22 protein-coding genes are annotated in these 25,713 nt (G+C 41.7%); 7 read left to right on the top strand and 15 right to left on the bottom strand.

What is annotated here, in order from left to right; translation table 11 throughout:
• Positions 1 to 9: 9 nt before the first annotated feature.
• The 9 genes from cvpA to O7C57_RS08590 form a co-directional block, all read right to left on the bottom strand.
• Positions 10 to 513, bottom strand: a complete 504-nt coding sequence (gene cvpA / locus O7C57_RS08630) for a colicin V production protein (RefSeq protein ID WP_154624027.1) — start codon at positions 511 to 513, stop codon at positions 10 to 12.
• A 179-nt stretch (positions 514 to 692) separates the two neighbouring features.
• Complete coding sequence (gene dedD, locus O7C57_RS08625) at positions 693 to 1,349, bottom strand: cell division protein DedD (protein WP_163861114.1); 657 nt, start codon at positions 1,347 to 1,349, stop codon at positions 693 to 695.
• Between the two features lie 5 nt (positions 1,350 to 1,354).
• Positions 1,355 to 2,644 (bottom strand): bifunctional tetrahydrofolate synthase/dihydrofolate synthase, encoded by a 1,290-nt coding sequence (gene folC / locus O7C57_RS08620; protein ID WP_195848178.1) that lies wholly within the window; start codon positions 2,642 to 2,644, stop codon positions 1,355 to 1,357.
• Complete coding sequence (gene accD / locus O7C57_RS08615) at positions 2,637 to 3,620, bottom strand: acetyl-CoA carboxylase, carboxyltransferase subunit beta (RefSeq protein WP_154624025.1); 984 nt, start codon at positions 3,618 to 3,620, stop codon at positions 2,637 to 2,639. Before accD ends, folC begins: the two co-directional genes overlap by 8 nt.
• A gap of 152 nt (positions 3,621 to 3,772) precedes the next feature.
• Positions 3,773 to 4,459 (bottom strand): DedA family protein, encoded by a 687-nt coding sequence (locus O7C57_RS08610; protein ID WP_269723920.1) that lies wholly within the window; start codon positions 4,457 to 4,459, stop codon positions 3,773 to 3,775.
• A gap of 47 nt (positions 4,460 to 4,506) precedes the next feature.
• Positions 4,507 to 5,322 carry a tRNA pseudouridine(38-40) synthase TruA gene (truA, locus tag O7C57_RS08605; protein WP_269723919.1) on the bottom strand — a complete coding sequence of 272 codons (816 nt, stop codon included), beginning with the start codon at positions 5,320 to 5,322 and terminating at the stop codon, positions 4,507 to 4,509.
• Complete coding sequence (locus O7C57_RS08600; protein ID WP_154624022.1) at positions 5,322 to 6,332, bottom strand: aspartate-semialdehyde dehydrogenase; 1,011 nt, start codon at positions 6,330 to 6,332, stop codon at positions 5,322 to 5,324. Before O7C57_RS08600 ends, truA begins: the two co-directional genes overlap by 1 nt.
• 94 nt (positions 6,333 to 6,426) lie before the next feature.
• On the bottom strand, positions 6,427 to 7,557 hold the full coding sequence (gene pdxB / locus O7C57_RS08595; RefSeq protein ID WP_269723918.1) for a 4-phosphoerythronate dehydrogenase PdxB: 1,131 nt from the start codon (positions 7,555 to 7,557) through the stop codon (positions 6,427 to 6,429).
• A gap of 126 nt (positions 7,558 to 7,683) precedes the next feature.
• Positions 7,684 to 8,478 (bottom strand): AraC family transcriptional regulator, encoded by a 795-nt coding sequence (locus tag O7C57_RS08590; protein WP_154624021.1) that lies wholly within the window; start codon positions 8,476 to 8,478, stop codon positions 7,684 to 7,686.
• A 99-nt stretch (positions 8,479 to 8,577) separates the two neighbouring features.
• Here O7C57_RS08590 and O7C57_RS08585 point away from each other — a divergent pair, with 99 nt between their 5' ends.
• Together O7C57_RS08585 and O7C57_RS08580 are read left to right on the top strand one after the other, a co-directional pair.
• The gene (locus O7C57_RS08585; RefSeq protein WP_269723917.1) at positions 8,578 to 9,507 is read left to right on the top strand and encodes a DMT family transporter; all 930 of its coding nucleotides are present in this window, start codon (positions 8,578 to 8,580) and stop codon (positions 9,505 to 9,507) included.
• 298 nt (positions 9,508 to 9,805) lie between these two features.
• Complete coding sequence (locus O7C57_RS08580) at positions 9,806 to 14,473, top strand: tetratricopeptide repeat protein (protein ID WP_269723916.1); 4,668 nt, start codon at positions 9,806 to 9,808, stop codon at positions 14,471 to 14,473.
• A 95-nt stretch (positions 14,474 to 14,568) separates the two neighbouring features.
• Here the strand turns inward: O7C57_RS08580 and O7C57_RS08575 are convergent, their stop codons facing one another.
• The gene (locus tag O7C57_RS08575; protein WP_163861103.1) at positions 14,569 to 16,002 is read right to left on the bottom strand and encodes a sensor histidine kinase; all 1,434 of its coding nucleotides are present in this window, start codon (positions 16,000 to 16,002) and stop codon (positions 14,569 to 14,571) included.
• Positions 15,999 to 16,667, bottom strand: coding sequence for a transcriptional regulator TctD (gene tctD, locus O7C57_RS08570; RefSeq protein WP_154624017.1), 669 nt, complete (start codon positions 16,665 to 16,667; stop codon positions 15,999 to 16,001). Before tctD ends, O7C57_RS08575 begins: the two co-directional genes overlap by 4 nt.
• A gap of 291 nt (positions 16,668 to 16,958) precedes the next feature.
• On the opposite strand from tctD, the gene O7C57_RS08565 reads away from it, so the two are divergent.
• The 4 genes from O7C57_RS08565 (at position 16,959) to O7C57_RS08550 (ending at position 20,530) form a co-directional block, all read left to right on the top strand.
• Positions 16,959 to 17,933, top strand: coding sequence for a Bug family tripartite tricarboxylate transporter substrate binding protein (locus O7C57_RS08565; protein WP_163861102.1), 975 nt, complete (start codon positions 16,959 to 16,961; stop codon positions 17,931 to 17,933).
• Between the two features lie 12 nt (positions 17,934 to 17,945).
• Entirely contained in the window at positions 17,946 to 18,377 is a 432-nt protein-coding gene (locus tag O7C57_RS08560; protein WP_163861100.1) for a tripartite tricarboxylate transporter TctB family protein, read from the top strand.
• A 10-nt stretch (positions 18,378 to 18,387) separates the two neighbouring features.
• A complete protein-coding gene (locus O7C57_RS08555; RefSeq protein ID WP_269723915.1) occupies positions 18,388 to 19,908 on the top strand; it encodes a tripartite tricarboxylate transporter permease in 1,521 nt (506 codons plus the stop codon).
• Positions 19,909 to 20,101: 193 nt separating this feature from the next.
• Positions 20,102 to 20,530: a hypothetical protein gene (locus O7C57_RS08550; RefSeq protein WP_154624014.1), complete on the top strand. Its 429-nt coding sequence runs from the start codon at positions 20,102 to 20,104 to the stop codon at positions 20,528 to 20,530.
• A 63-nt stretch (positions 20,531 to 20,593) separates the two neighbouring features.
• Here the strand turns inward: O7C57_RS08550 and fabB are convergent, their stop codons facing one another.
• On the bottom strand, positions 20,594 to 21,808 hold the full coding sequence (gene fabB, locus O7C57_RS08545; protein WP_163861098.1) for a beta-ketoacyl-ACP synthase I: 1,215 nt from the start codon (positions 21,806 to 21,808) through the stop codon (positions 20,594 to 20,596).
• A 204-nt stretch (positions 21,809 to 22,012) separates the two neighbouring features.
• Between fabB and mnmC the strand changes: the two genes are divergently transcribed.
• Positions 22,013 to 24,064 (top strand): bifunctional tRNA (5-methylaminomethyl-2-thiouridine)(34)-methyltransferase MnmD/FAD-dependent 5-carboxymethylaminomethyl-2-thiouridine(34) oxidoreductase MnmC, encoded by a 2,052-nt coding sequence (gene mnmC / locus O7C57_RS08540; protein ID WP_247046783.1) that lies wholly within the window; start codon positions 22,013 to 22,015, stop codon positions 24,062 to 24,064.
• A 203-nt stretch (positions 24,065 to 24,267) separates the two neighbouring features.
• On the opposite strand, the gene O7C57_RS08535 is transcribed toward mnmC, so the two are convergent.
• From O7C57_RS08535 to O7C57_RS08525, 3 genes are read right to left on the bottom strand one after another with little or no spacing between them, the layout of a single operon-like run.
• A complete protein-coding gene (locus O7C57_RS08535; protein WP_269723914.1) occupies positions 24,268 to 24,789 on the bottom strand; it encodes a GNAT family N-acetyltransferase in 522 nt (173 codons plus the stop codon).
• A 58-nt stretch (positions 24,790 to 24,847) separates the two neighbouring features.
• Positions 24,848 to 25,120, bottom strand: a complete 273-nt coding sequence (locus O7C57_RS08530; protein WP_154624010.1) for a YfcL family protein — start codon at positions 25,118 to 25,120, stop codon at positions 24,848 to 24,850.
• Between the two features lie 29 nt (positions 25,121 to 25,149).
• Positions 25,150 to 25,698 carry an elongation factor P hydroxylase gene (locus O7C57_RS08525; protein WP_269723913.1) on the bottom strand — a complete coding sequence of 183 codons (549 nt, stop codon included), beginning with the start codon at positions 25,696 to 25,698 and terminating at the stop codon, positions 25,150 to 25,152.
• Positions 25,699 to 25,713 lie beyond the last annotated feature (15 nt).

Below are 25,713 nucleotides of genomic sequence, written 5' to 3'. Positions count from 1 at the left end.
CTTTCCTCATCAGCCAGACGGAGAAATATTCTCCGGTAGGAAACTTGACGCATTTTGCAGGTAGTCAAAAAACCACCTGATTATATGACTGAACTGCGGAATAAGTTCTGAACGTTGCCAATCCTCACTTTGAGGTAAAGGTGTAAAAGTATCGAGAAAAAAGAGTAATGCCGATACAATCAATACCCCACGCAACGCCCCGAAGCAGATCCCCAGAACACGATCTGTACCCGATAAGCCAGTTTTTTGAACTAGAGAACTAATTACATAGTTAACTACTGCCCCGACAATTAATGTCGCAATAAACAAGGCAGCGATAGCGATGCCATTTCTCACGAGTACATCCTCAAAGCGTGTAAAATATTCCGCCAAATAAGGATAAAAAGTACTCGCAACAAAAAATGCACAGCCCCATGTAACCAGCGATAACGCCTCTCGAACAAACCCACGGATCAGGCTTACCAGTGCCGAGAAGCCAATGATGGCAATAATTGCGTAATCTAACCAGACCATATCTTATTCCAAAATTCGCACCCACGGCAGTGGCTGGAGTGCATTCTAACAGAAAACGAAAACGTTTGCGTAACCAATTTACATACAATTTAAAAAAACCAACGGCGAAAAGAAAAATTCTTCTTCGCCGCTGTAATTGATTAAAAGCTCAAGCTTTTTATGATATTCCTATTTAAGCATCATGGTTTAAAAGCCCTAATCTCACCTTGTAAACCGGTTATTGACCTCAATTCAGGTAAAGCACTTTCTAAACGCTGCCTTGATGCTTCTGGTCCAACAAAGATCCGTGTCAATTGCCCATTAACAGGTCGAGAAGGTACCGTATAAACCTGATATCCTGACAATCTTAATTTAGCGACAATTTCCTCCACTTTTGCAGAATTTTTCAACGCACCCAGTTGTACCACAAACGCTTTACCTTGCGGTGCCTGAACTTCAGGTTTAGGCTCCGGTTTTGGCTTAGGTTCTGGTTTAACTTCAGGTTTCGGCGTTGGTTTCGGCTCAGGCTTTGGCTCCACCTTTATTGGCTGCTCAGCAGGAATAGCCGGCACGTCTTGAGCTGTGGAAGCTGATTGACTTTGTTGTTGCTCCTGCCTTTGCTCAGACAGCGCTTCTGACAACATCGCTTCCGATGCTTCTCCAGATGCGGCATTTTGTGTCAGTGGTGCAATGGCTTCAATATCCTGCTCATCACCCGGTTTCGGTATAATAGGAATGGCCGCAAATTCATTTTCATTATATTTCTTATCACCATCCAGTAACGCCGGTAATACAATGATCCCCGCCGCCACTAATACAATGGCACCGACAAGACGATTCTGAAATTTACTTGCCACTGACTCTATCCTTTTGCTTTTTCTAACAACATCATCACATGTGCGACAGTATGAAACGAACCACAAACAATAATGACATCCTCATCCGTCGCATCAAGACAAGCTTTCGCCCATGCATCATCAACAGAATCAAACACCTGTGGAGATTCAAGATACTGGCTCAACTGTGATGCAGGGGCTCCACGAAACTCCGTCAGCGGTGCCACATACCAATCTGTCACTTGCTCAGATAAACACGCTAATGTGCCTTGAATATCTTTATCGCCAAGCATACCGATGACCGCTCTCACCCTACGCCCTGGCACGGTGGGTAACTGTGCTAAACGCGTAACCAGATAACCTGCCGCATGCGGGTTGTGTGCAACATCCAAAATCATCAAGGGTTTTTCATTAATTATCTGAAAACGCCCAGGCAGCTGTGCTGATTTCAACCCTTCATGTATTGCTTGGTCGGTAATTTTATCGGCCAGTGTGCGATCAATCTCTTTCAAGCAGCAGATAACCCCTAATGCCGTTGCTGCATTCGCTAGCGGTACATTAGGCACAGGTAAATTCGACCACTGGCATTGATGACTGTGCCATGACCAGCTGTTATTTTGCTGTTCGAAGGACCAGTCTTTGCCGCGACGAAACAGAAGAGTTCCTATTTTATCCGCATATTCACCGATAGATTGAGGCATATCCGGTTCGCCAACCACGCCATAACGGCCACCACGAAAGATACCGGCTTTTTCATGACCAATATGTTCTCGGTCTGATCCCAGCCAATCCGTGTGGTCAAGAGCAATACTGGTGATTGCGGTTACGTCTGCATCCACAACATTCGTTGCATCTAATCGCCCACCTAAACCCACTTCCAAAATCACAACATCTAAAGCAGCCTGTTTAAATAGTTTCAGAGCAGCTAACGTGCCGTATTCGAAGTAAGTTATTGAGGTATCGCCTCGGGCGGCTTCAATATCTGCAAATGCGCGGCAAAAATCAGCCTCCGACAGCTCTGCACCTTGAATACGTACCCTCTCAGTATAGCGAACAAGATGTGGTGAACTGTAGACCCCAACTTTCAGGCCTGCTGCCATCAAGATAGATTCAAGCGTATGGCAAGTCGTTCCTTTTCCGTTGGTACCGGTGACGGTGATAACGCGGGGGGCTGGTTGCGTTAATGCCATTTTACGAGCGATTTTTCCAACTCGCTCCAGCCCCATATCGATATTTTGACTGTGCAAGTTTTCTTGATAAGAAAGCCAAGCCTCCAATGGAGACTCGGCATTAGGTATTGAAAATGGATTATTCATCATCTTTTTTATGCTTAGCAGAGTCCTTTACTTGCTCAGGAGCATCGATGACAACATCGTCATTAACGATATCGATTTTCACATCCTTTTCTTCAACGACCAAAGAAACGTCAGAGGTGTTAAAGCTTGGTTTGTTGGTTAACATAGCGAGCACATCTGCTAATGTGTCACGCATTTCAGGACGACGAACAATCATGTCGATCGCCCCTTTCTCTAACAAGAATTCACTACGTTGGAAGCCTTGAGGCAATTTCTCACGAACAGTCTGTTCAATGACACGCGGGCCGGCAAAACCAATCAGCGCTTTAGGTTCTGCGACATTGATATCACCAAGCATCGCTAAACTGGCTGAAACGCCGCCCATAGTCGGGTCAGTTAACACTGAAATATAAGGCAAACCACGCTCTTGCATTTTGGCTAAAGCGGCGCTGGTTTTTGCCATTTGCATCAGTGATAACAGTGCTTCTTGCATACGCGCACCGCCACTCGATGAAAAACAAACTAATGGGCAATTATCTTCTAGGGCTTGTTCAACGGCACGAACAAAACGTGCACCTACAACGGAAGCCATAGATCCACCCATAAAGGAAAATTCAAAAGCAGCCGCAACGATTGGCATATCTTTTAACGTTCCTTTCATCACAACGATAGCATCTTTTTCACCGGTCTCTTTTTGAGCCGCCGACAGCCTATCTTTATATTTTTTTGAATCACGGAACTTAAGAACGTCTTTTGGTTCAAGTTCACTACCTAATTCTGTGGTCGAATTTTCATCGAGGAAGGTTTCAAGACGCTGGCGTGCATGAATACGCATGTGATGATCGCATTTAGGGCACACTTGTAGATTACGCTCGAGTTCCGCCCCATACAGGACTTGCCCACAGCTATCACATTTAGTCCAAACACCCTCTGGGATGTTGACTTTGTTTGATTGGGTCAAGTTACCTTTTTTTAATATTTTTTCAATCCAGCTCATTAATGGACCTTTTCGTCTGATTGATTTCTGGCTATTCCGTCAGGGTGACTGTCGTAAAGATTACTCAATCCCTTCAGGTAAAACGCCAGTATGTTATTTTGTGCCATTAAACCACAATGAAACTTCACTGTGGATAAAAACTTTTTAATCCGTTATGGATTACCATCTTTTTGTGCAGTTACACGTTTTTCTTTTGCCGCTTTACGGCGATGACGAATCACTTCAATCACCCCCGGAAGAATTGAGATAAAGATAATAGCCACTATCAATAATTTCAAATTCTGTTGTACGAAGGGTAAGTCACCAAACAGATAACCTGCATAAGTGAATGATAATACCCATAATAACGCACCTGTCACATTATAAAAGGCAAAATGACGATAAGACATTTTTCCCATTCCCGCAACAAATGGTGCAAACGTTCGAACAATAGGCACAAAGCGCGCTAAAATAATGGCTTTACCACCATGCTTTTCATAAAAAGCATGTGTTTTTTCTAAATAAACACGTCGGAAAATTTTCGAATCAGGGTTCTTAAACAATTTTTCGCCGAAAATTCGTCCAATCGTGTAATTAACCGCATCACCAATAATCGCTGCTGTAATTATTAATGCGACCATTAAATGAACATTTAAATCGTTGCTATCGAGTGCAGAAATTGCCCCCGCGACAAAGAGTAGTGAATCCCCAGGCAAGAATGGTGTTACCACTAACCCCGTTTCACAAAATAAGATCAGAAATAAGATACCGTATACCCAAGTTCCATATTCAGCAACTAACTCAGCGAGATGGACATCGATATGCAAAATAAAATCGATTATAAAACTGATAAACTCCATAAAAACCCTCATTATGAATAGCATCCGTGCTATGTATAAAATTAGATTTACATCAGTTCGTCTGCTAAGAAAACCGGCCCCATGGTATTTTGAGGCAAGGCAAATTTTTCAGGATAATCCACTGCAACTAAATACAAACCATCAGCCTTCGCAGTTGCTGCGGCTTTTGTTCTGTCTTTAAGTTCTAGCAATTCAGCCATCCAGTTAATATCCTGATTTCCGCAACCAATCTCCAGCAAACTTCCCACAATATTTCTGACCATATGGTGCACAAAAGCATTTGCTTTAATATCCACCACAACATAATTGCCGTGGCGAGTCACTTGCACATGCATCACGTTACGCCAAGGGGTTCGTGATTGGCACTGCACTGCTCTAAAGGACGTAAAATCATTTTCTCCCAGTAGAGCTTGTGCCGCTTCATGCATTCTTTTTTCATCAAGTGGATAGTGAAAATGCGTGACTCCACTCGATAAAATGGCAGGGCGATAACGATGATTGAAAATCACATAACGGTAGCGGCGTGCCGTCGCGCTAAACCTTGCATGAAATTCGTCATCAACAGGCTGACACCAACGAACCGCAATATCCTCTGGCAAATGGGTATTTACCCCCATTGTCCAAGCAGCTTCTTTGCGAATGACAGGTGAATCAAAATGCACCACTTGCCCCGTTGCATGCACACCTGCATCTGTACGGCCTGCACAAAATACATGAATAGGATGGTTCGCCACTTTCGATAACGCTTCTTCAAGGCAAACTTGAACGCTCTTTACCTCTTGTTGACGTTGCCACCCATAATAACGACTGCCATTGTATTCGATGCCTAATGCAATACGAGACAACTGCGTTGAATCTGACATCAGTAAAACAGCTCCTGAGCCAGCTTTTCAGCGGTTTCAACGGCCATTAATGCACCACCAAAGCGTACATTATCGGCAACAGACCAAAACTGTAAAATTTCAGGCATACCATAATCGTTACGGATACAGCCAATGCTTAAGTAATGATTACCAGAAGCTTCAGTCACCTGAGTCGGGTAATCCCCCTCCTCTGAGACCTGAATATCCTCAAAACGTTCAAGTTCATCTTGAGCTTCTTCAACACCTACCGGACGTAATGTCTCCAGATATACCACCTGTGCATTTCCATAGAATACAGGAGACTGGATAAAGCTCACTGCAACAGGGATCCCTTCATCTTGCAAAATTTTACGTACTTGATCGACCAAACGGCGCTCTTGTTGCACACTCCCTGCGGTATCCGCCAGCATTGGCAGCATATTAAATGCTAATTGTTTATTAAATCGCCCCTCTTCCGCTGGGATACCATTTAACAAACGTGCACTTTGTCCCGCCAACTCATCCACTGCCGCTTTACCATAAGAAGAAACAGACAGCATGTTAGTTAACGTGATACGTCCAAGGCCTGCGGCCTCAATCAATGGTTTGATCGCACTTAATAATTGACTGACATAGCTATCTGCTAACGAAATAATATTTCGGTTGCGATAATCCGCAAGAACATGTGGATTGACGCCGGGAACCACTAACGGCACATCTGGCTCAAGTGCAAATACACCACTCGCATCAATCACAATACAGCCTTCTTGTGCAGCAAGCTCTGCATATCGCAAACTCGCTTCTTCCCCAGCAACAAAGAAAGCAATTTGAGCTTGTGACCAATCAAAATCGGCAGCATCTTGCACCCTGTAGCTTTTACTATTAAAACGAATGCTCTCCCCAGCCGTTCGTTCGCTCGCTAACAGATGTAATTCGCCAACAGGAAATTCGCGTTCTTGTAATAGTGCTAAAATAGCTTCACCAACAGCACCGGTGGCGCCTAATAACGCAATATTCCAACCTTCAGTCATTGCTGTTTCTCCAAAAAATATAACTATTAAATGAAATCATCCATACGTATTAAATGAAAGGCAATATACCCCTTTCTCGTAATATTTAAGAAGATCACTTAATCAAATGTGCATTAAAACCCAGTGCGGTTAATTGAGATACCGTTTGTGGATCATCACAACTGACTGCCAAAGATGACCATTCACGACGTTCTTGGTAGTGTTTTCGTAGCTTGTCAAATTCACCAGGTATTGCGGCGACTTCACGTAATGCTGCGTCATCACGACGCACATCATACACCAGATGCACCAACCTTTTGAGTTGGCTTTGCGTTAATTTACCCTGAAAAGTGATAGCACTCATTTCAGGAATAGGTAGTAGCGACGCCAGTGCAATACTATCCGGCTGCCCCAAAAATTGGCAATAAGCTTCATAGACTTGCGTGGTACCGCGGGCTTTACCTTCAAGAGTATAGCCGGCAATATGCGGTGTGCCGATGTCAACCCACTGCAATAATTCTGTATCCAGATTAGGTTCAGGCTCCCATACATCTAACACGACACTTATTTTTTTGCCTTGCTTTAACAAAGCTAATAAGGCTTGATTATCAACTACTTCACCACGGCTAGCATTAATTAAAATGGTGCCGTCACGTAAATGAGATAAACGCTGAGCCTCCATTAAATGGTATGTCTTATCGGCGCCATCCATATTCAGCGGTGTGTGGAATGTCAGTACATCTGCTTCATTCAACACGGTTTCTAAAGGTAAAAAGTCTCCTGTGTCTCCACTTCTCGCGCGGGGAGGATCACACAATAGTGTTTTGACCCCCCAATCCGATAATCGCTGAGCTAGGCGACCTCCAACATTTCCGACCCCAATAATTCCTACCGTTTTGTCACGTAAATCAAAATGATCACGCTCAGCTAACATCAGCAGTGCCGAAAAAACATATTCCACAACCGCAATCGCATTACAGCCCGGTGCTGACGAAAATGCGATATTGGCTTCATTAAGCCATGCCGTGTCGACATGGTCGAAACCGGCCGTGGCAGTACCAACAAATTTTACTGGCGTTTCATTCAATAACGCACGATTCACTTTTGTAATCGAACGAACCATTAATGCATCCGCGTCCAGCAATTCCGCTTCAGGTACTGGACGACCCGGTACAGCTTTAACCTCACCCAGCTTACTAAACAACTGCTGAGCATATGGCATGTTCTCATCAACCAAAATTTTCACTTAATTAGCCCCAATATCTTTATTCGTACCATTCTCAACGAACAAATTATTTTATGGTTGTTTCATTTTATGACCGCGTATTTTGCCACGTTCCGAGTCTATTGCCTATGAACGATTACTTGTGTTTCATTCATCTTTGGCTCGAAAACGGTCTGGTGTCACTCCTGATATTTGTTGAAACATCGCAATAAATGCCGAAGCCGAGCTGTAGCCAACATCCAGTGCGACTTCATGCACGCTTTTACCTTGCTCTAGTGCAGATACCGCATGTAAATAGCGTAACCGCTGCCGCCATTCACTAAATGACATCCCCAACTCTTGCTGACATCGACGTGATAATGTGCGTTCTGAGGTATAACTGCGTTTAGCCCAATCCGCCAATGTTGAGTTATCTGCCGGATCTTTTTGTAAAGCATCTAAGATTGGAGATAAAAATTTATCTTTTGTGATAGGAAGATACGTTTCTTGGCATGGCGAAATCGAAAACTGATCAATTAATACACTTGCTAAACGAATATCTTCATCCGTTTGAGGTTCAACCACGCCTCTCTGATAAAGGTCACTCATAATCGTTTGAAAAATGGGGCTTAACTTGATAACACAAGCACGCGATGACAGTTTCTCACTGAAACGTTGTGCAAAATCGATAATGCGAAATTTCACGCTCTGTTTATTAAAACTTGCGTGTTGCGTATTAGCAGGGATCCACACACAAAATTCGGGTGGAGCAAGATAGTGTTTCCCTTCAATCTCCATTTCCATGATCCCACATACCACATATAACAATTGACCAAACGGATGAGCGTGAGATTTATATTCACTCTGCGTATCTATTTGTTCATGGCGTAAGGCAATAAAGGAAGGCTCAATAATATTGCACTCACTAATAAGCCTTGTTGGTGATTTTTGCATTTGTTGCATAGATGTTGTCTGAAAACCGTTATCGAATGTCTGGTTATCAGTATATATAAAAAATCTGACAAAGGTATACTAGCACCACTCATTAGGGAGAAGCTGTTAATGAAAAATTTATTATTTCCGCTGATTGCGGTTTTACTTTGGTCAATGAATGCGATAGTGAATAAAGCCGCGGCAACTGCTATCGATCCTGCCGCAATATCCTTTTACCGTTGGGCGTTGGCGCTGCTTGTCATGACCCCCTTTGTCTTACGTTCAGTGCTACGAAACTGGAAAACCGTGAACAAGCATTGGTGGCAATTAGCGATTTTAGGTGCCCTTGGTATGATGCTCTATCAAAGCTTAGCGTATTATGCGGCTCATACTGTCAGTGCGACCTTTATGGGGATTATGAATTCCCTGATCCCATTACTTACCGTGGTAATTAGTATTTTTGTACTCCGTGTTATTCCAACGGTTGGGATTTTTATCGGTACTTTATTATCACTCGCTGGCCTTACTTGGTTAGTCAGCCAAGGCAATCCAGCCGCTCTCTTTTCTCAAGGTTTAGGCACTGGTGAATTATTAATGCTCATCGCCTCCGCTGCCTATGCACTCTATGGCGTATTGACTAAACGTTGGGCGATTCAATTATCGAGCTGGGATTCACTTTACGTTCAGGTTTTCTTTGGTGTTATTTTGTTGATACCAAACTTTTTATTAGCCGACGACGTGACTTTGAATCGTCATAATATCGGCCTAGTTGCTTTTGCAGGGATTGCCGCTTCTATTCTTGCACCAGCATTATGGATCCAAGGTGTGATGCGTTTAGGGGCAAATACAACCTCAATTTTTATGAACTTAGCCCCTGTATTTACAGCTATTATTGCCATCTTTGCCCTCGGTGAAGAACTGAAGAGCTACCATCTGATTGGCGGTGGAATTGTGTTATTGGGTGTCATGCTTGCCCAACAGCTACGTACACCGCTGACACAGCTTTTCAAAAGCAAGAAAAAAATTGAGCAGGAAAAAGATTGCTTAAACGATACCTAGCAGTAAAATTAAACCTCAAGCAATGCAATGTCGTAATTCATATGCCCCACACTTGTGGGGCTATGTTTTTCAATCAACATATTCTTAGCCACTCACTTCCTTTGTCCTTTCTTTTATCATTTTATGATATTTGTCCATAATAAATCAGCATCAATGGTTTATCCTTGAATGAAAATTTCACTTAATATACCGTTCTTTTTTTAGTTAGACCTAAATTCATTAAACCAAATATGACAGGCTGATATTTAAATAGAATTTTTCTGTTCGTGAATAAAGATCAGTCACAATAGGAATAATAATGACTAAACGCGTTAAAATTGTGTTGATTGTATTCATCGCTATTTTTGTTATTTCAGGGCTGCATTTAATTCAAAAAAAGGCAACTCATTCCGCTCAGATGGGTTACCAATTATATTATGATGGGAATTTTGCCTCAGCATTTAAATATTTTAATCAGCGAGCACACAGTGACCCACAGTCTGCGTTTAGTCTTGCAATGATGTACTGGAATGGTATTGGTACAGCCCAAAATAAACCACTGGCGATAGAATGGCTAATCAAATCTGCTGATCAAAATAATCCTAGTGCCTTGTACAATTTAGGCTATTTTCGTTATTACAAACAAATAGCTGACACCCCGAATGATTTATATGGACTGACATCATTAAATAAAGCCGCTGACCTTGGGGTATTAAATGCTCAAGAACTATTAGGGATAATTTACCTCGATAACCAACATACACAGATTAAAAAAGATTATGAACTTGCTCGATATTATTTTACGCGAGCAAGTCAACAAGGCTCACGGCTCGCCAAATATGGTAGTGCGGGTATCGCTTACCAATATGATAAGGATTATCAAAAAGCCGTGAGTCTATTGGAGCCTTTGATAAAGGATAACTTCGCTATCGCCGCGCTATTGCTCTCACACATTTATCGTGAGGGGGGTTATGGCATAGAAAAAAATATACAGCTTGCTGATAAATATGAACAAAGTATCCAAGATGCTATGCAATACTTCGATTTTAATCAATTATATTTAGAAGCCGCTCCCCTCTCTGTACAGGGTTATCTCACTCCTAAAGAGCAAAATAGGCAACGCCAGCAACTTGAACAGCGCGCGGCTGAAGGTGATGACAGTGCCTATTATACGCTGTTTGAAAGGTTCTACTCTGGCGATGGTTTTCATAAAGATCTTCTTAAAGCTATCGAGTATTTACAACCTTTAATCGAGAAAAAATCGCCAAAAGCCCTCTACCTACACTATGTAATGACAAAGTCAGAACCGCAATACCTTATTGATGCCGCTAATGCAAACTATCCAGATGCCGTCTCTCAGCTCTACCAGATATATTCTGGTCATATTCACGATATTCATTTTAAAACTAATCGAGAACTCGCTGATAAATATCTCGCCATATCCGCTGATTTGGGAAATTTAGATGCAATCCTTGATTTAATTAATCACTCGCTTAATCACTACCATTTTCCGAATAAAGAACTGAATGCCATTGTCACAAAATATACGCTTGAAGGGCTCAATCAGTTTCCAAGCTCAGCGGAAATGCTCATCACCGCAAGTGGCGTGTACGGTAATAAACGCACTGACCTTTATGATCCTAAAATATCTTTTGAACTCAATACAAAAGCTCGAGATTACTCATCTGAACCCGATATTATCAATCAATTAGCTGATAAATATGCCAATGCGATTGGTACCCAAAAAGATCTCACCAAGGCGGTTGCTCTCTTTAAACAAAGCTTAACTCTTAAGCCAGAAAAAAATATAGCGAGCATTAAATTAGTACAACTTTATTATGATGAACAACCCGTTAATGGCCTAGATGAACAGTTTATCCTTTCACTTTTGAAAGAGGATGCCAATCCACCCTATTTATCAAAATTAGGCTACTATTACGCCGACTACTTACTTCAACAGGATCCACAAAAAAATCACGCGCTAGCTTTTCAACTTTATGAAGTGACCAGTAAATACTCCGGCAAAGCCGCGCTCCATTATGCAAACGCATTATTAAAATACCAAACTGGACAAGAAGAGGCAGCCTTAAAACAGGTTATTAATGCTTTCGAATACCACAAATATGATCGTTCACTGAATGAAAAAGAGCTTCACGATGCATATGCCCTCTTATTTAATTACGGTATGCATCATCCAAAAGCCCAAGAATTGGTTATCGCCTTTGCATTGAATGAGCACAATGCCGAAGCAACAGCACTTGTTGAATCATTAGTAGGAAAAGATGCACATATCACTTATTTATATGCAATAAATCATCTTGCCAAAATTCAAGATATCAGTTCAGCAACAGAGAGTGAACTTAAAACCTATTTCAATCTGCTTTTACAGGCTTCAGACTTGGGGAGTATTGATGCCACCATCTATATTATCCATAACCTTGATGACATTAACTATCAAAATAGTCAGCCTTATAACAAGACAAAGTTTATGTCCCTGACGGGCTTAACTCAGAAAGATTTAGTGACGTGGTACCAAAAGTGCGCGGATTTAGGAAGTAACACATGTTTATTTAAACTCGGTGAAATTTACCAAAAAGGCCTATATGGCATCAATCCTGATTATGAAAAAGCGATATCTTATTACTTTAGCATCAAAACGCCTGCTAATAGCCATATGGCATCACAACTTAAAAGAATTAAAACCGACCATCGTGATTTCACTCAATTACTCGAAAAAGCCAATCACGGTGATAGTGATGCACTCTATAAACTCGCTAATGCCTATAAAAAAGGTCAATATGGGCAGAATCCGAATCAACAAATTTGGCTGAAATATCTCGCTGCCAGTGCACAGCGTGATCATCAGCAAGCATTAATAGACAGCATTCACTTTTACACTAAAAACGATCTGATTGAAAAAAACCAGAACAAAGTACTTGGTTATTACCAGCAACTCATTCAATTAGGCAATCAAGAATACGCTGATAAATTAGCCAAGCAATATTTAACCGGTAGCAAACTGGTGAATATCGATCGCTCCAAAGCTCGAAAATATTATCAAGCCGCAGGTGAAATAGGAGACTATGATATCAAATTAATGGACAATTTTGATATTTATCTCAATGTGATAGATGATAGTCTATTAGCCAAATATGAACTTGCTAATGCGTATTTATACGGTTTTGGCACAAAACGCGATATTGAAAAAGCCGTTTATTATTTTGAACAAGCGGCTAACGAAAACCATGAGCAAGCAATTAATCAGTATATAAGCCTACTCCAGAATGGTTATTATGATCATGAGGAAAAAAAGTGGCTGTTACTTCCTAATTGGCAAGACGCAATTATCTGGTTAAATAAATATCCAAATTCAGAACATGCTGCTGACAGCATTAAATTCTTTAATACCACCGTATCCCCCGCCCTAAATGGTGATACTAAAGCCTATTTTAATATAGCTAATTGGTATCAAGATAATATGCAAAGCCAAGCCGCCCAAATATGGTATCGCAAAAGCGTTGATGCTGGTGATGTACGTGCTATTCCATACCTTGATAAGCTATTAGAGAGGGATGATTATGAGACAAAATATCAACTTTACCAACAGGGCGCCGAAAAAGGTGATATCTATTCACAAGTTCAGCTAGCTTGGTTTGATTTGAATAATGCCGAGATAAAAACATATTCTGAGCAATACCAAACAGCGATTAAATACCTTAATCAAGGTTTAAAATCGAGCGATACGCAAATATCACAGTCTGCTTTTGACTATTTAAGTACGCTTTATCATCAGGGGATTAGTGATAAAAATAATCAGCAACTACACCCAAGTGATAATCAGCGCTACCTAGCCCTATTAGAAGATGAAGCAGCTCAACGCAATCAAGCACTGATACAGTTATACAACTATTATAATAAACGCGATCCGGAGAAGGCATTAGGTTACCTAAAAATGGCTTATGAAAAAGGCTATCCGACAGCAATGGAATACTTATATCAAGCCAGTTTTTCTAATGAGAATTGTCAAAACAAACGTTTTGATGAAAATGCTGCGACGTTGTATTTAACTCAATGGTTAGAAAAAAGTCATTTCTCAGGCAATGATTATTACCACACGGACAGCCCTAGTGCACTTATAAATAAACTAGGTGATGTCTATTTTTATGGAAACTGTGGTGTTAAAAAAGATCTTGATACTGCGATTAAATGGTATGAAACCTCTTTAGAATACCGTGGTCATCAAGCTATCAATAAGCTTTATGATGCTTATCTTGAAAAAGGTGATGCTAAAAAAGTTTATTATTATGGCTTAATGGCTGGGAAAGATATCCCTGAGATAAAATTGCTTAATACTCTCTCTGATACCGAACGCGAAGCCGTTAAAGCTGAATATGAGCATCAACAAAATGAACAGCAGTATGGTGATTATCGAGATGAAATTATCGACAAACAGCAGAAAGCAGAAACAGGTGACGCCTCCGCGGCTTATTCATTAGCCATCATTTATTCACGAGGTACCCAAGCACCTTTCGATCCCGTGAAAGTTGTTTACTATTATGAGTTATCAGGTAAAAACGGTAACGCGGATGCCTACAATGCGCTTGGCCATCTCTATCTAAATGAAGATGACCTTAATTTTCCAAAAGATGTTCAAAAGGCGCTCTATTATTTTGACCTAGGGGCTAAATTGAATGACAGTAACACGGCTCATCTGGCAGGCGATTTACTCTATTTTGAGAGAGATGGTATCGAGACAGATTACGCTCGTGCCGCCCAATATTATGCAATGACTGATTTAGAACAAGGCATACATCATGCTTTAGCAAAATATAAACTCGCAGAATTGTATTACCATGGTTTAGTCGGTTCAAAAAGTAAAGAAGACCAGCAAAAAGCCTATGACTACCTACAGTTAGCCGCGAAATATAAAGTTCCCCATGCAATAAAAGCATTAGAAGAGTGGGATTTTAAACAAATAAACAAATAAACAAATAGAACATTCACGATTAGGGGGAAACTCTCCCCCTAATTCATTGGCTATTTTCGCTAAAAATCAGACAAACATTCTCAATAACATTTGTATTATTTTTTGCCCAGCTCTTTACTGGTTTGAAAAACAACTCGGGCTAATAATCCACCTAGCTCGTTTCCTTTCAAAAGTTGTAATTCTGTACCATGGTAAATGGCAATGTCTTTCACTAGAGCCAGTCCTAACCCTGAGCCTTCAAGACTCAATGCATTATTAAGACGAGTAAATGCTTCCATTGAACGGTTAATTTTTTTATCTGGTATACCCGGTCCTGAGTCTTCCACTTCTAATATGGTGTACTTGTTATCTTCACTCAATGACACCCGAACAGTCACAATACCGTTATCAGGGGTATATTTAATGGCATTATCGATGAGATTCGCACACATTTCTGCCAATAATATCGGCTCTCCTTTAATCCATGATTGCTCTTCGCCTTCATAACCAAGATCAATCCCTTTACTTTCCGCTTGCCCTAAGCGAGTAAAACAGGCTTGTTGGGCTAATTCAACTAAGTTAATTGCGCTATATTGTCGAATCGCTTCTTTTTCGTGCGCTTTTAAACGCGCTAACTGTAATAAGCGATCCGTTAATATAATCGTGCTGTCTAAGGTGTTGTTTATAGCCTGCAAGCTTTGCTGCCGCTGCTGTTCATCATCACTATTCAGCGCCACCGAAACCTGTGTTTTTAAGACGGTTAAAGGCGTTTTTAATTGGTGTGAAGCATCCGCGCTAAAGCGCTCTTGTCGCTTTACCATTCTTTTAAGCCTTTCAATATAGCGATTTAATGCATCAACAAGCGGTGATAACTCTGACCATGGCAAAATATCAGGGAATGGCGTTAAATCATTAGCCGAACGTCCCATCATCAATTGAGATAGATTTTTCAATGGTGTTAATAACTTACTAAGTAGTAAATACGCTAATACTAAGGTGAGAAAAACGACGGTGCCTTGGCTCATTAACGAGGATATTAATAATTGTCTAGCAAATTCATGACGTGAAGAAACCGTTTCGGCAACACGGATCTGCACCATCCCCATCATCCCACCTTCATTAACTGGTTGGTAAAACGTGGCAACTCGGATAGGTAAGCCTTTATATTCGGCATCATAAAAATAGACAAGCGCTGTATAGTGTTGAGAACGCATCCAATTCGGTGGGATCTCAGGTAAATCATCATAGCCTGAAATAGTCTTCCCATTAGGTTCAATCACTTGATAAAACAGACGGTCATTAATATTACGTTCAAAACTGTCTAAAACAACATACGGGACATCAACAATCAAATGACCATTTTCTACTTTTAATCGCTCTGCAACAGTACGTGCCGATGCGAGCAAGGTTCTGTCGTATGCTTGGTTAGCTGCATTTTTTGCACTGTAGTAGTGGGTATATACTGTAAATCCCCCTAATACAATGAGGGGGATACCGAAGAAGAGCAGCAACTGATGAAAGAGAGAGCGTGGATGAGAGACTAATTTCATACACTACACTGCTCTAATCGGTATCCTAATCCGCGAAGCGTATTGATATTGACATCGGTTCCCGAGAGTTTTTTTCTTACACGATGCACATAGAGTTCAATACTCTGTAAATTGGCTTCCTCTGATAATGAAAACACCTGTTCAAATAATTGTGTCTTTGACACTGGCCGTCCACGACGATGAAACAAGGTATTCAATACGGCAAATTCTCTTGGCGTTAACGCTAACGGTTCTAACCCTATTAAGAAATACCCTTCTTCATGATAACAAAGTGAACCAAAACGTTGTGGTTCATTAACTTGCCCTTGGCTACGTCGTAATAACGCTCTGATCCGTGCTTCTAGCTCAGATAAATCAAAAGGTTTAGTAAGATAATCATCCGCCCCCGCATTTAATCCTTTGACTCTGTCAGAGACATCGGAGTTTGCTGTTAGCAACAACACAGGGGTCTCTTGGCCCCGTTTTCTCATCTGTGCGAGCACATCTAAGCCACTGATTCTCGGCAAAGAAACATCCAATATGACTAGCGAATAACTTTCCGTCTGTAATAGCTGGTCGGCAATTGCACCATCACTCGCAATATCAACCGCAAAACCTGTCGCACTCAGTGCTTTTTGCAACCACAATGACAACTCATCATGGTCTTCAACTAATAATATCCTCATTTGCCATGCTCTCAATTCATCCCATGATAAATATACGTTCGCATTAACCCCTGAGAAATGAAATGCTTAAGTGCAATATTTTCAAGCTGGTTCACAAGAATACCCATAAACACAAATTAACATTAAATTAACAATTTAAAATAACAAATAATAAGCAATCTGATATACATCACAAAAAAACAACTTCATTTGTTAATGAAAGGTAAATGAAAGCTTTACTAGCCAATGATAATGATTAGAAAAACAACAATGAAGTCTCTCTTTATCTGATTTTTCGTGAGGAAATAAAGAATGAAAAAAATATCATTAACCACATTAGCTGCTGCACTTTTCTTTGCTGGCCTTAATCAAGCGGTAGCATTACCTGAACGCACTGAATGTATTGCACCAGCAAAACCGGGCGGCGGATTTGATTTAACATGTAAGTTGGTTCAAGTTTCCATGTTGGAAACCAAAGAAATCGAAAAACCGATGCGAGTGACCTATATGCCAGGAGGAATTGGTGCTGTCGCCTATAATGCGATTGTTGCTCAACGCCCTGCTGAACCAGGAACTATTGTGGCATTCTCCGGCGGATCGCTACTGAACCTCGCCCAAGGGAAATTCGGTCGTTATAACGAAAACGATGTACGCTGGCTCGCCAGTGTAGGTAGTGATTATGGCATGATCGCTGTCCGTGAAGATTCACCTTACAAAAACCTGAAAGAACTCATGGACGCTTTCAAGAAAGACCCGAATAGCATTGTCTTTGGCGCTGGTGGCTCAATTGGTAGCCAAGATTGGATGAAGACGGCGTTACTGGCAAAACAAATCGATGTTGACCCACGCAAAATGCGTTATGTCGCTTTTGAAGGTGGTGGTGAAACATTAACCGCTTTACTCGGTAATCACATTCAGGTCATGTCTGGTGATATGAGTGAAATGGCCCCTTACCTTAACGATGGCAAAGTGCGTGTGTTAGCCGTTTATTCCGACAAGCGCCTGGGTGATGGCCTCGAAAATATCCCAACAGCGAAAGAACAAGGCTATGACATCGAATGGCCAATTATTCGTGGTTTCTATATGGGACCGAAAGTGTCGGATGAAGATTATAACCAATGGGTTGAAGCCTTCAAAAAATTACAACAAACCGATGAATTCAAAAAACAACGCGAGCTACGTGGTTTATTTGAATACAACTTAGTCGGCCAAGAACTTGACAACTATGTCAAAGAAGAGATCGAACAATACCGTGAACAAGCTCGTTCATTCGGTTTAGCGAAATAACGGAGGCCGTTGATGAGCCAACGCATATTTGCCATCGTCTGGCTAATATTGTGTGGTATCGGTCTTTATATTGGCTGGGGGATCCAAAGTGAGTTTTCTTATGAACCACTGGGCCCCCGCCCTTTCCCGATAGCCATACTTTCATTAATGGCTTTATGTGCCTTCATCTTGCTTTTTGGTAAACAAGAAGCAATTGAATGGCCAAAGCCATATGTTTTACGTCGCTTAGTATTACTCATCCTGTCATTGGTCATTTATGCTTGGGTGTTTGAGTGGCTAGGCTTTCCTTTATCTACCAGTTTATTGACGATCAGTATTGCGCTGTTGTTTGGCGCGACACCCATAGCCGCCATTATTTCCGGCCCAATATTAGGTGTCGTTCTATTCTATGCCTTCGACAAATTACTGGATGTCACCTTGCCTATTGGCAACCTGTTTAATTAAGGAGATAGCCATGGAAACTTGGATGTATCTTTCGCAAGGTTTTGAAGTTGCATTAATTCCACAAAATTTGCTAATCGCACTTATTGGTTGCTTTATTGGCACGGTTGTTGGCATGTTACCGGGGCTAGGTCCTATCAATGGCGTTGCCATCCTATTACCACTGGCCTTTGCGCTAAAACTTCCCGCAGAGTCAGCTTTAATATTATTAGCGACGGTATATTTAGGCTGTGAATATGGTGGCCGAATCTCTTCTATTTTACTGAACGTCCCCGGCGATGCCGCCGCCATTATGACAACGCTTGATGGCTATCCAATGGCTAAGCAAGGTAAAGGTGGGGTTGCGCTATCCATCTCTGCTGTCAGTTCATTTATTGGCTCAACCATTGCTATCTTTGGGATCATTTTATTCGCCCCTCTACTCGCCCAGTGGGCTCTCGCGTTTGGCCCCGCGGAATATTTTGCCCTCATGGTGTTTGCCATCGCCTGTCTTGGCAGCATGATGAGTCAGAACCCAATTAAATCGCTATTAGCAGCCTTAATTGGTCTTGCCTTCGCTACTGTTGGCGTCGATGCAAACTCAGGCGAATACCGTTTTACTTTTGGTAGCGTCAACTTATCCGATGGTATCCAATTTATTGTTGTGGTGATTGGGCTATTCTCTGTCAGCGAAATACTGCTGATGTTAGAAGGCACTGCAACAGGGCAAGGTTTAATCCGCAAAACAGGACGCATGCTATTTAACCGCAAAGAAGCTAAAGCCTGTGCAGGTCCAACTTTACGTTCTTCTTTGGTCGGTTTCTTTGTCGGTGTGCTCCCCGGTGCTGGTGCCACCATTGCCAGTGCTATCACCTATATGACAGAGAAAAAAATCAGTGGTGCAAATGGCCAGTTTGGTAACGGTGATGTACGTGGTGTCGCGGCACCTGAGGCTGCAAATAATGCTTCTGCATGTGGATCATTCATTCCCATGCTCACTTTAGGTGTTCCCGGTTCAGGAACTACTGCCGTCATGATGGGCGCATTGACACTGTATAATATTACTCCAGGCCCTGGCATGTTTACTGAGCAGCCAGATATCGTATGGGGATTAATTGCAGCGCTTCTGATCGCTAATATTGTCTTACTCGTTATGAATATTCCATTAATCGGTTTATTCACCCGCATGTTAACCGTGCCCCTTTGGTTCTTAGTGCCTGCAATCGCTACGGTATCCGCGGTTGGCGTGTATGCTGTGCATAGTACAACATTCGATCTGCTTTTGATGATGGGGCTTGGTGTCTTTGGCTATATCCTACGGAAAATGAATTTTCCATTATCCCCTTTAATCCTTGGTTTCGTTCTCGGGGAGATGCTTGAGCAAAGCTTACGCCGTTCTTTATCAATCAGTAATGGCGAATTTAATATTCTCTGGAATAGCCCAATCTCTCAATGTTTGCTCGTGATGGCGGTATTAGTCCTTGTGTTACCCCCTATCGTGAAATTAATTCGTAAAAAACGTCAGCATCAAACGACAACCCGCGAACACTCTTAAATTCGCTCAACAATCAATATCGCTCTTTTTGACTAAACATTGCCCCTTTATATAGGGGCTTTTTTTATTCTAAAGCAGTAGCACAATATAAAAATAGAGAACTTACTTAAAAAATCAGAGAGTGACTCTATTGTTAGTCTCGATTTATACTTTAATATTGTCGACTATAATTTCGAATGGAATCATTCTCACTATGTTAGTTAGCGTATTGCAATCCTTATTAAAATGGCAGCCCAAACCACTTCGTCATAATCAGTTTGCAACGCTATTAAATGATAGATACCAAATAAGTAGTCAATTCCCTTCTACCATCACTGAGATAGATGATAATGGCCGTTTATTAGTGAAAGCCGATGGAAAGATCTATATCTATTGTAATGGCATCTTAATTCTACGTATCAATAAAAATGTGAGTACCATTACGATTGGTATCCTTGAAGATAAATCTAAAATTATTGATATCAGAAAAAATATCTTTCGTTCACAACAAAAGGTTGCCTCATCAAGTCATCAATCTCTTCCAGCGACAACCGCTTCAGATAATTCATCGTCAAGTCATGATTACAACTTTTCTAGCGGTGATTCAGGAGGAGGAGACTGTGGTGGCGGCGGGAGTGACTAATAATAGAAAGCGAGAGCGTTATACTCTCGCTTTCTCATTTCATACATGTCAGCTAGGATTCAATTAGCCTTTATATTTACTCATGACTAAAGTGGCATTCGTTCCACCAAAGCCAAAGCTGTTTGACATGACGGTCTCTAGTGCTTGTTCCGTTGGTTTAGTGACAATATTCAGTCCTTCCGCTTTCGGATCCAAGGTTTCTACGTTGATACTTGGTGCGATAAAACCATGTTCCAACATCAACAGGCTATAAATCGCTTCGTGAACCCCTGCTGCACCTAAAGAGTGCCCAGTCATTGCTTTCGTGGCTGAAATGGCTGGTGATTCACTGCCAAAGACTTCTTGGATAGCTTCGAGTTCTTTAGTATCACCGACTGGCGTAGAAGTACCATGAGTATTGATATAATCGACTTTGCCTTCAATACTTTGCATCGCCATTTGCATACAACGCACAGCACCTTCACCAGAAGGAGCAACCATATCTGCACCATCTGAAGTCGCACCATAACCAACGATTTCAGCATAGATATGAGCACCACGAGCTAATGCATGTTCTAACTCTTCGACAACCACAATACCGCCGCCGCCAGCGATAACGAAACCATCACGATCAACATCGTAAGTTCTTGATGCTTTGCTTGGCGTTTCATTGTACTTCGTTGACAGCGCACCCATGGCATCAAATTCACAGGTCATTTCCCAGCTCAGTTCTTCACCACCACCAGCAAAAACAACATCTTGTTTGCCAAGTTGGATCAACTCTACCGCATGACCAATACAGTGTGCAGATGTTGAACAAGCGGAACTGATTGAGTAGTTCACCCCTTTGATTTTAAATGGCGTGGCTAGACAAGCTGAGATACCCGATGCCATTGCACGAGTCACCATATAAGGGCCAACACCACGAAGGCCTTTTGCACGCATACCGTCAGAGCCAGCGACTTGGTTGCGTGGAGAACCGCCACCTGAGCCAACCACTAACCCCGTGCGTAAATTCGAAATCTGTTCATCTGTTAAGCCCGAATCACTAATAGCCTGTTCCATAGATAGGTAGGCATAAACGGAGCAATCACTCATGAAACGGCGGATCTTACGGTCAATCAAGCCGTCAGTATCCATTTTTACATTACCCCAGACGTGGCTACGCAGCCCCGCCTCTTTGAATTCTTCTGAGAAAGTGATCCCGGAACGACCTTCCTTCAGAGAAGCCAGTACTTCTTCCTGGTTATTACCAATACTGGAAACAATACCCAGGCCAGTGATGACTGCACGCTTCATTCATTACCTCATGTCTTTTAATAATGTGAGTACGGGATTACAGGTTGCCACTTTAGCTTACACTTGTAAGCTGAACAAGTCCGATCAGGGTAAATATTTGTATTTTTTTTTCCTCTAGTACAATAACCTTTTTATTCAAAGGTAGCCTTAACGCTTGTTCAGCGCTAAAATTTAACGATTATTTGCATAATAACAGGCATGAGTGTGAAAAAGTCGGTAGTAGAAGCAGCCCGCCTTAGCTGGAATGAAGAAGGCACTCCAATTTCAGAACAGTTTGATGATGTCTATTTTTCTAATCAAGATGGCCTTGCAGAAACCCGTTATGTCTTTTTGCAAGGAAATCAATTTCCAAGCCGCTTTGAAACACATCCTTTTGAAACCTGTGTTATCGCTGAAACAGGTTTTGGTACTGGGTTGAACTTTCTCACTTTATGTCAATGTTTTGAACAGTTTAAGTTAAATCATCCTCAAGCAAAGCTACAGCGTTTGCATTTTATTAGCTTTGAAAAATATCCTCTTAGTCGAGAAGACCTTCAAGCCGCACACAGCCGTTGGCCTGAGCTTGCTCCCCTATCAAACATGTTATGTGAACAATGGCCTCAACCTTTACCAGGTAATCAACGTATTGTGTTAAAAAATGGGGAAATCATTCTTGACTTATGGTTTGGTGATGTAAACGAACAATTACCTCGACTTAATTGCAATTTAAACAATAAGATAGATGCTTGGTTTTTAGATGGATTTGCGCCTGCCAAAAATCCACAAATGTGGAGCGAACAACTGTTCACTGCAATGGCTAAATTTGCTCGAGAAGGAGGAACATTTGCCACTTTTACCTCAGCGGGTTTTGTAAAACGAGGTTTACAGCAAGCAGGTTTCACCATAAAAAAAATCAAAGGCTTCGGCCGTAAACGAGAAATGCTGACAGGTAGCTTAACGGCCAAACATGACATAAAAATGACACCTTGGTTTACGCGACAGCCAGCTTCACAACCAACTGATATTGCTATTATTGGTGGCGGGCTCGCCAGTTTGGCAAGCGCATACGCCTTAATCCAACGTGGGGCTAATGTCACTATTTACTGCAAAGATCCACACGTTGCTCAAAATGCGTCGGGTAATCGCCAAGGTGCGGTTTATCCTTTGCTTAATGGCCGTGATACCCCATTAGAACGCTTCTTTGTGAGTGCATTTCCATATGCGCATCGCTTTTACCATCATCTTTCGGCATTAGGTCTTCAATTTGATGGGCAGTGGTGTGGCGTCTCTGAACTGGCTTATCATGACAGAAGTCGTCGAAAAATTGACGCAATGCTCCAGACTGATTGGCCAGAGGCATTTGCAGCCGAAAAAACACGCGAGCAATTAAGCGAGTTGGCAGGCTTAGATGTCAATCATTCAGGGATCCATTATGCTAATGGGGGCTGGTTATCTCCTGCTCAACTCTGTGATGCCCTTATGCAGTATCTTAATAATAATGGCGTAAAATTTTATTTTAATCATGATATTACACAGTTACAGAACGCTAGTGAAGGTTGGCAATTAACGGCGGAGATCGCGGGTCAACAACAGCAATTTGTGCATCAAACCGTGGTTATTGCTAATGGTCACTTGCTCAATCAATTTCCACAAACTCAGCAATTACCGGTTACCCCCGTCAAAGGGCAAGTCAGCCACATACCAACGACACAGACCCTTAGCCAACTAAATAATGTCTTATGTTACGAAGGCTATTTGACCCCTGTTAATCCAAATAATCTGCAACATTGTATTGGTGCTAGCTACCAACGTGACCAGTTGGATTTTGATTACAGTGAGGCTGACCAACAGGATAATCGCCAAAAACTCATCAATAGTTTAGCCGATGTTAGCTGGCCTGAAGAGGTTGATGTTTCAGGTAAACAGTCTCGTCAAGGGATCCGCTGTGTTATCCGTGACCATATGCCACTGGTGGGCAATATTCCTAACTTTGCACAATTAATGGTGGCCTACGAAAATTTGCCTGAACAGATTAAGCAACAAGCTGACATCCCCCCTGCTCCTGCCTACCCTAATTTGTTTATGTTAGGGGCATTAGGTTCACGAGGTCTGTCGACGGCGCCTTTATGTGCTGAGTTGCTCGCCGCACAAATTTTTGATGAGCCTTTACCTTTAGATGATGAAACACTCGCGGCTTTACATCCAAACCGCTTTTGGGTCAGAAAGTTACTAAAAGGTCGGGAAGTCAAAGTAGGCAAGCCATCATCTAAACCATAAGCTGCTTTGCTGACAATGAAAATACTGACGACGCCTAAGCGATGCGTTGTCATCAACGTTTAAAGATAACAACGCCAATTGAACAGCGGCTTAATCAGCTATTTGTCTTACTTCAGAAAATTGATGATTAAGCCCATCACGAGATATATTCCACTTCATTCGCGAAAAAACGCTTTAATTCAGTATCCAAACTCACAATATGGTTATATTGATTTCAGGCTCATACGCATCGCACAACGTTCTTCAGCATTAAAGCCCGCTTCAACTTCTTGCGCTAAGATAGCTTTCAATTCCGAATTTAGCTCTGAGGTTTCAATCAAAGAAAACCCTAAGCGCTGATAATATGGCGCATTCCATGGAACGTCGCGGAAAGTGGTTAATGAAACAGATGCAAACTGCTGCTGCAATGCATAATTCAGAACATGAAGAATTAACTTCCGGCCGACTCCCTTGCCTTGCCAAGATTGGCAAACTGACACCTCATTGATATGCAGGCTGTCGGTTAACTTTTCAGCGTTGATAAAACCAATAGGTTGGTCCTCATCATTGACAGCAACCCATTCCATATTCTGTTGAATGTGTTTTAAGTGATCTTGTTCTGACTGTACATCATCAGCGGCAATCCAAGCATATTGGTGATGGTCACGAAATAGTTGCGCAGCCGAGCGTTCAATTTCAGGTAACTTGTTGGCATCAGAAGGTACGGCCTGACGAATAAAAAACATAAAAAACCCTATAAAAAAAGAGGAGTTTCCTCCCCTTTAACAAAAAATGACAAGTCGCTTAACGTACTTCATCAAGTAATGATTTCCACATATCTAACACCAATACCTGATCAGGTGGTGTGAGTTCTCCGCCTTTAATGGCCTGTTGAATACTGGCTTCAACACGCTGATAAAGGGCATCCGCACTACTTTCATTTTCTTGTTCAAGTTCTGCTACAGCAAGGGTTAAATGCCCACGCAAATAGCCACCCGCAAAGAGTTCATCGTCACTCGCGTGTTCGACCATATCATCAATTTTTGTCAGTATGCGTGTTTCAAAATCGGCAAGCATGCTTAATCCTTACTGTCGTTAATCTATCATTAGGCAAAAATGTCTTCCGGATAAGGGAAGGCTTCTGCACAAAGTGGTGGCGTATTGTAAAACGATTGTAATGCGTTCACAAAGCGTAATGGCCTTTCAGGGATACCATTTGCTAAATATTCCATCACTTGGGCATGTACTTTACGCTGGAATGCAATACGGTCAGGTTCGAAATCACCTTCTAAATTATCGCAACTGACGTTAAAAGGGATACCTACCGCCACACAAAACAGCCAATCTAAAGCTTGTGGTTTAATTTCAACAACTTCAAATTCACATTGTGTTTTTTCATCACGGCCATCAGGGCAATACCAATACCCATAATCAACCTGTTGACGCCGTGCTTCACCAGCAATGCACCAATGTGAAATTTCATGTAATGCGCTCGTGAAAAAGCCATGCGCGAACACAATACGGTGATAGGGTGTTTGCTCATTGGCAGGCAAATAAATTGGCTCATCGTCACCTTTCACCAATTTAGTATTATATTCTTTGTAAAAGCATTGTTCGAAAATATCGATCAACTGCTGATAATGGTGTTTACTCATGGAAATTCAAATCAT

It is taken from the genome of Providencia sp. 21OH12SH02B-Prov (assembly GCF_027362595.1).
In the GTDB taxonomy this organism is placed as follows: Bacteria; Pseudomonadota; Gammaproteobacteria; order Enterobacterales; family Enterobacteriaceae; genus Providencia; species Providencia zhejiangensis.
Note: the sequence above shows the minus strand (reverse complement) of the source record. Positions and strands in the feature narration are given on the sequence as shown.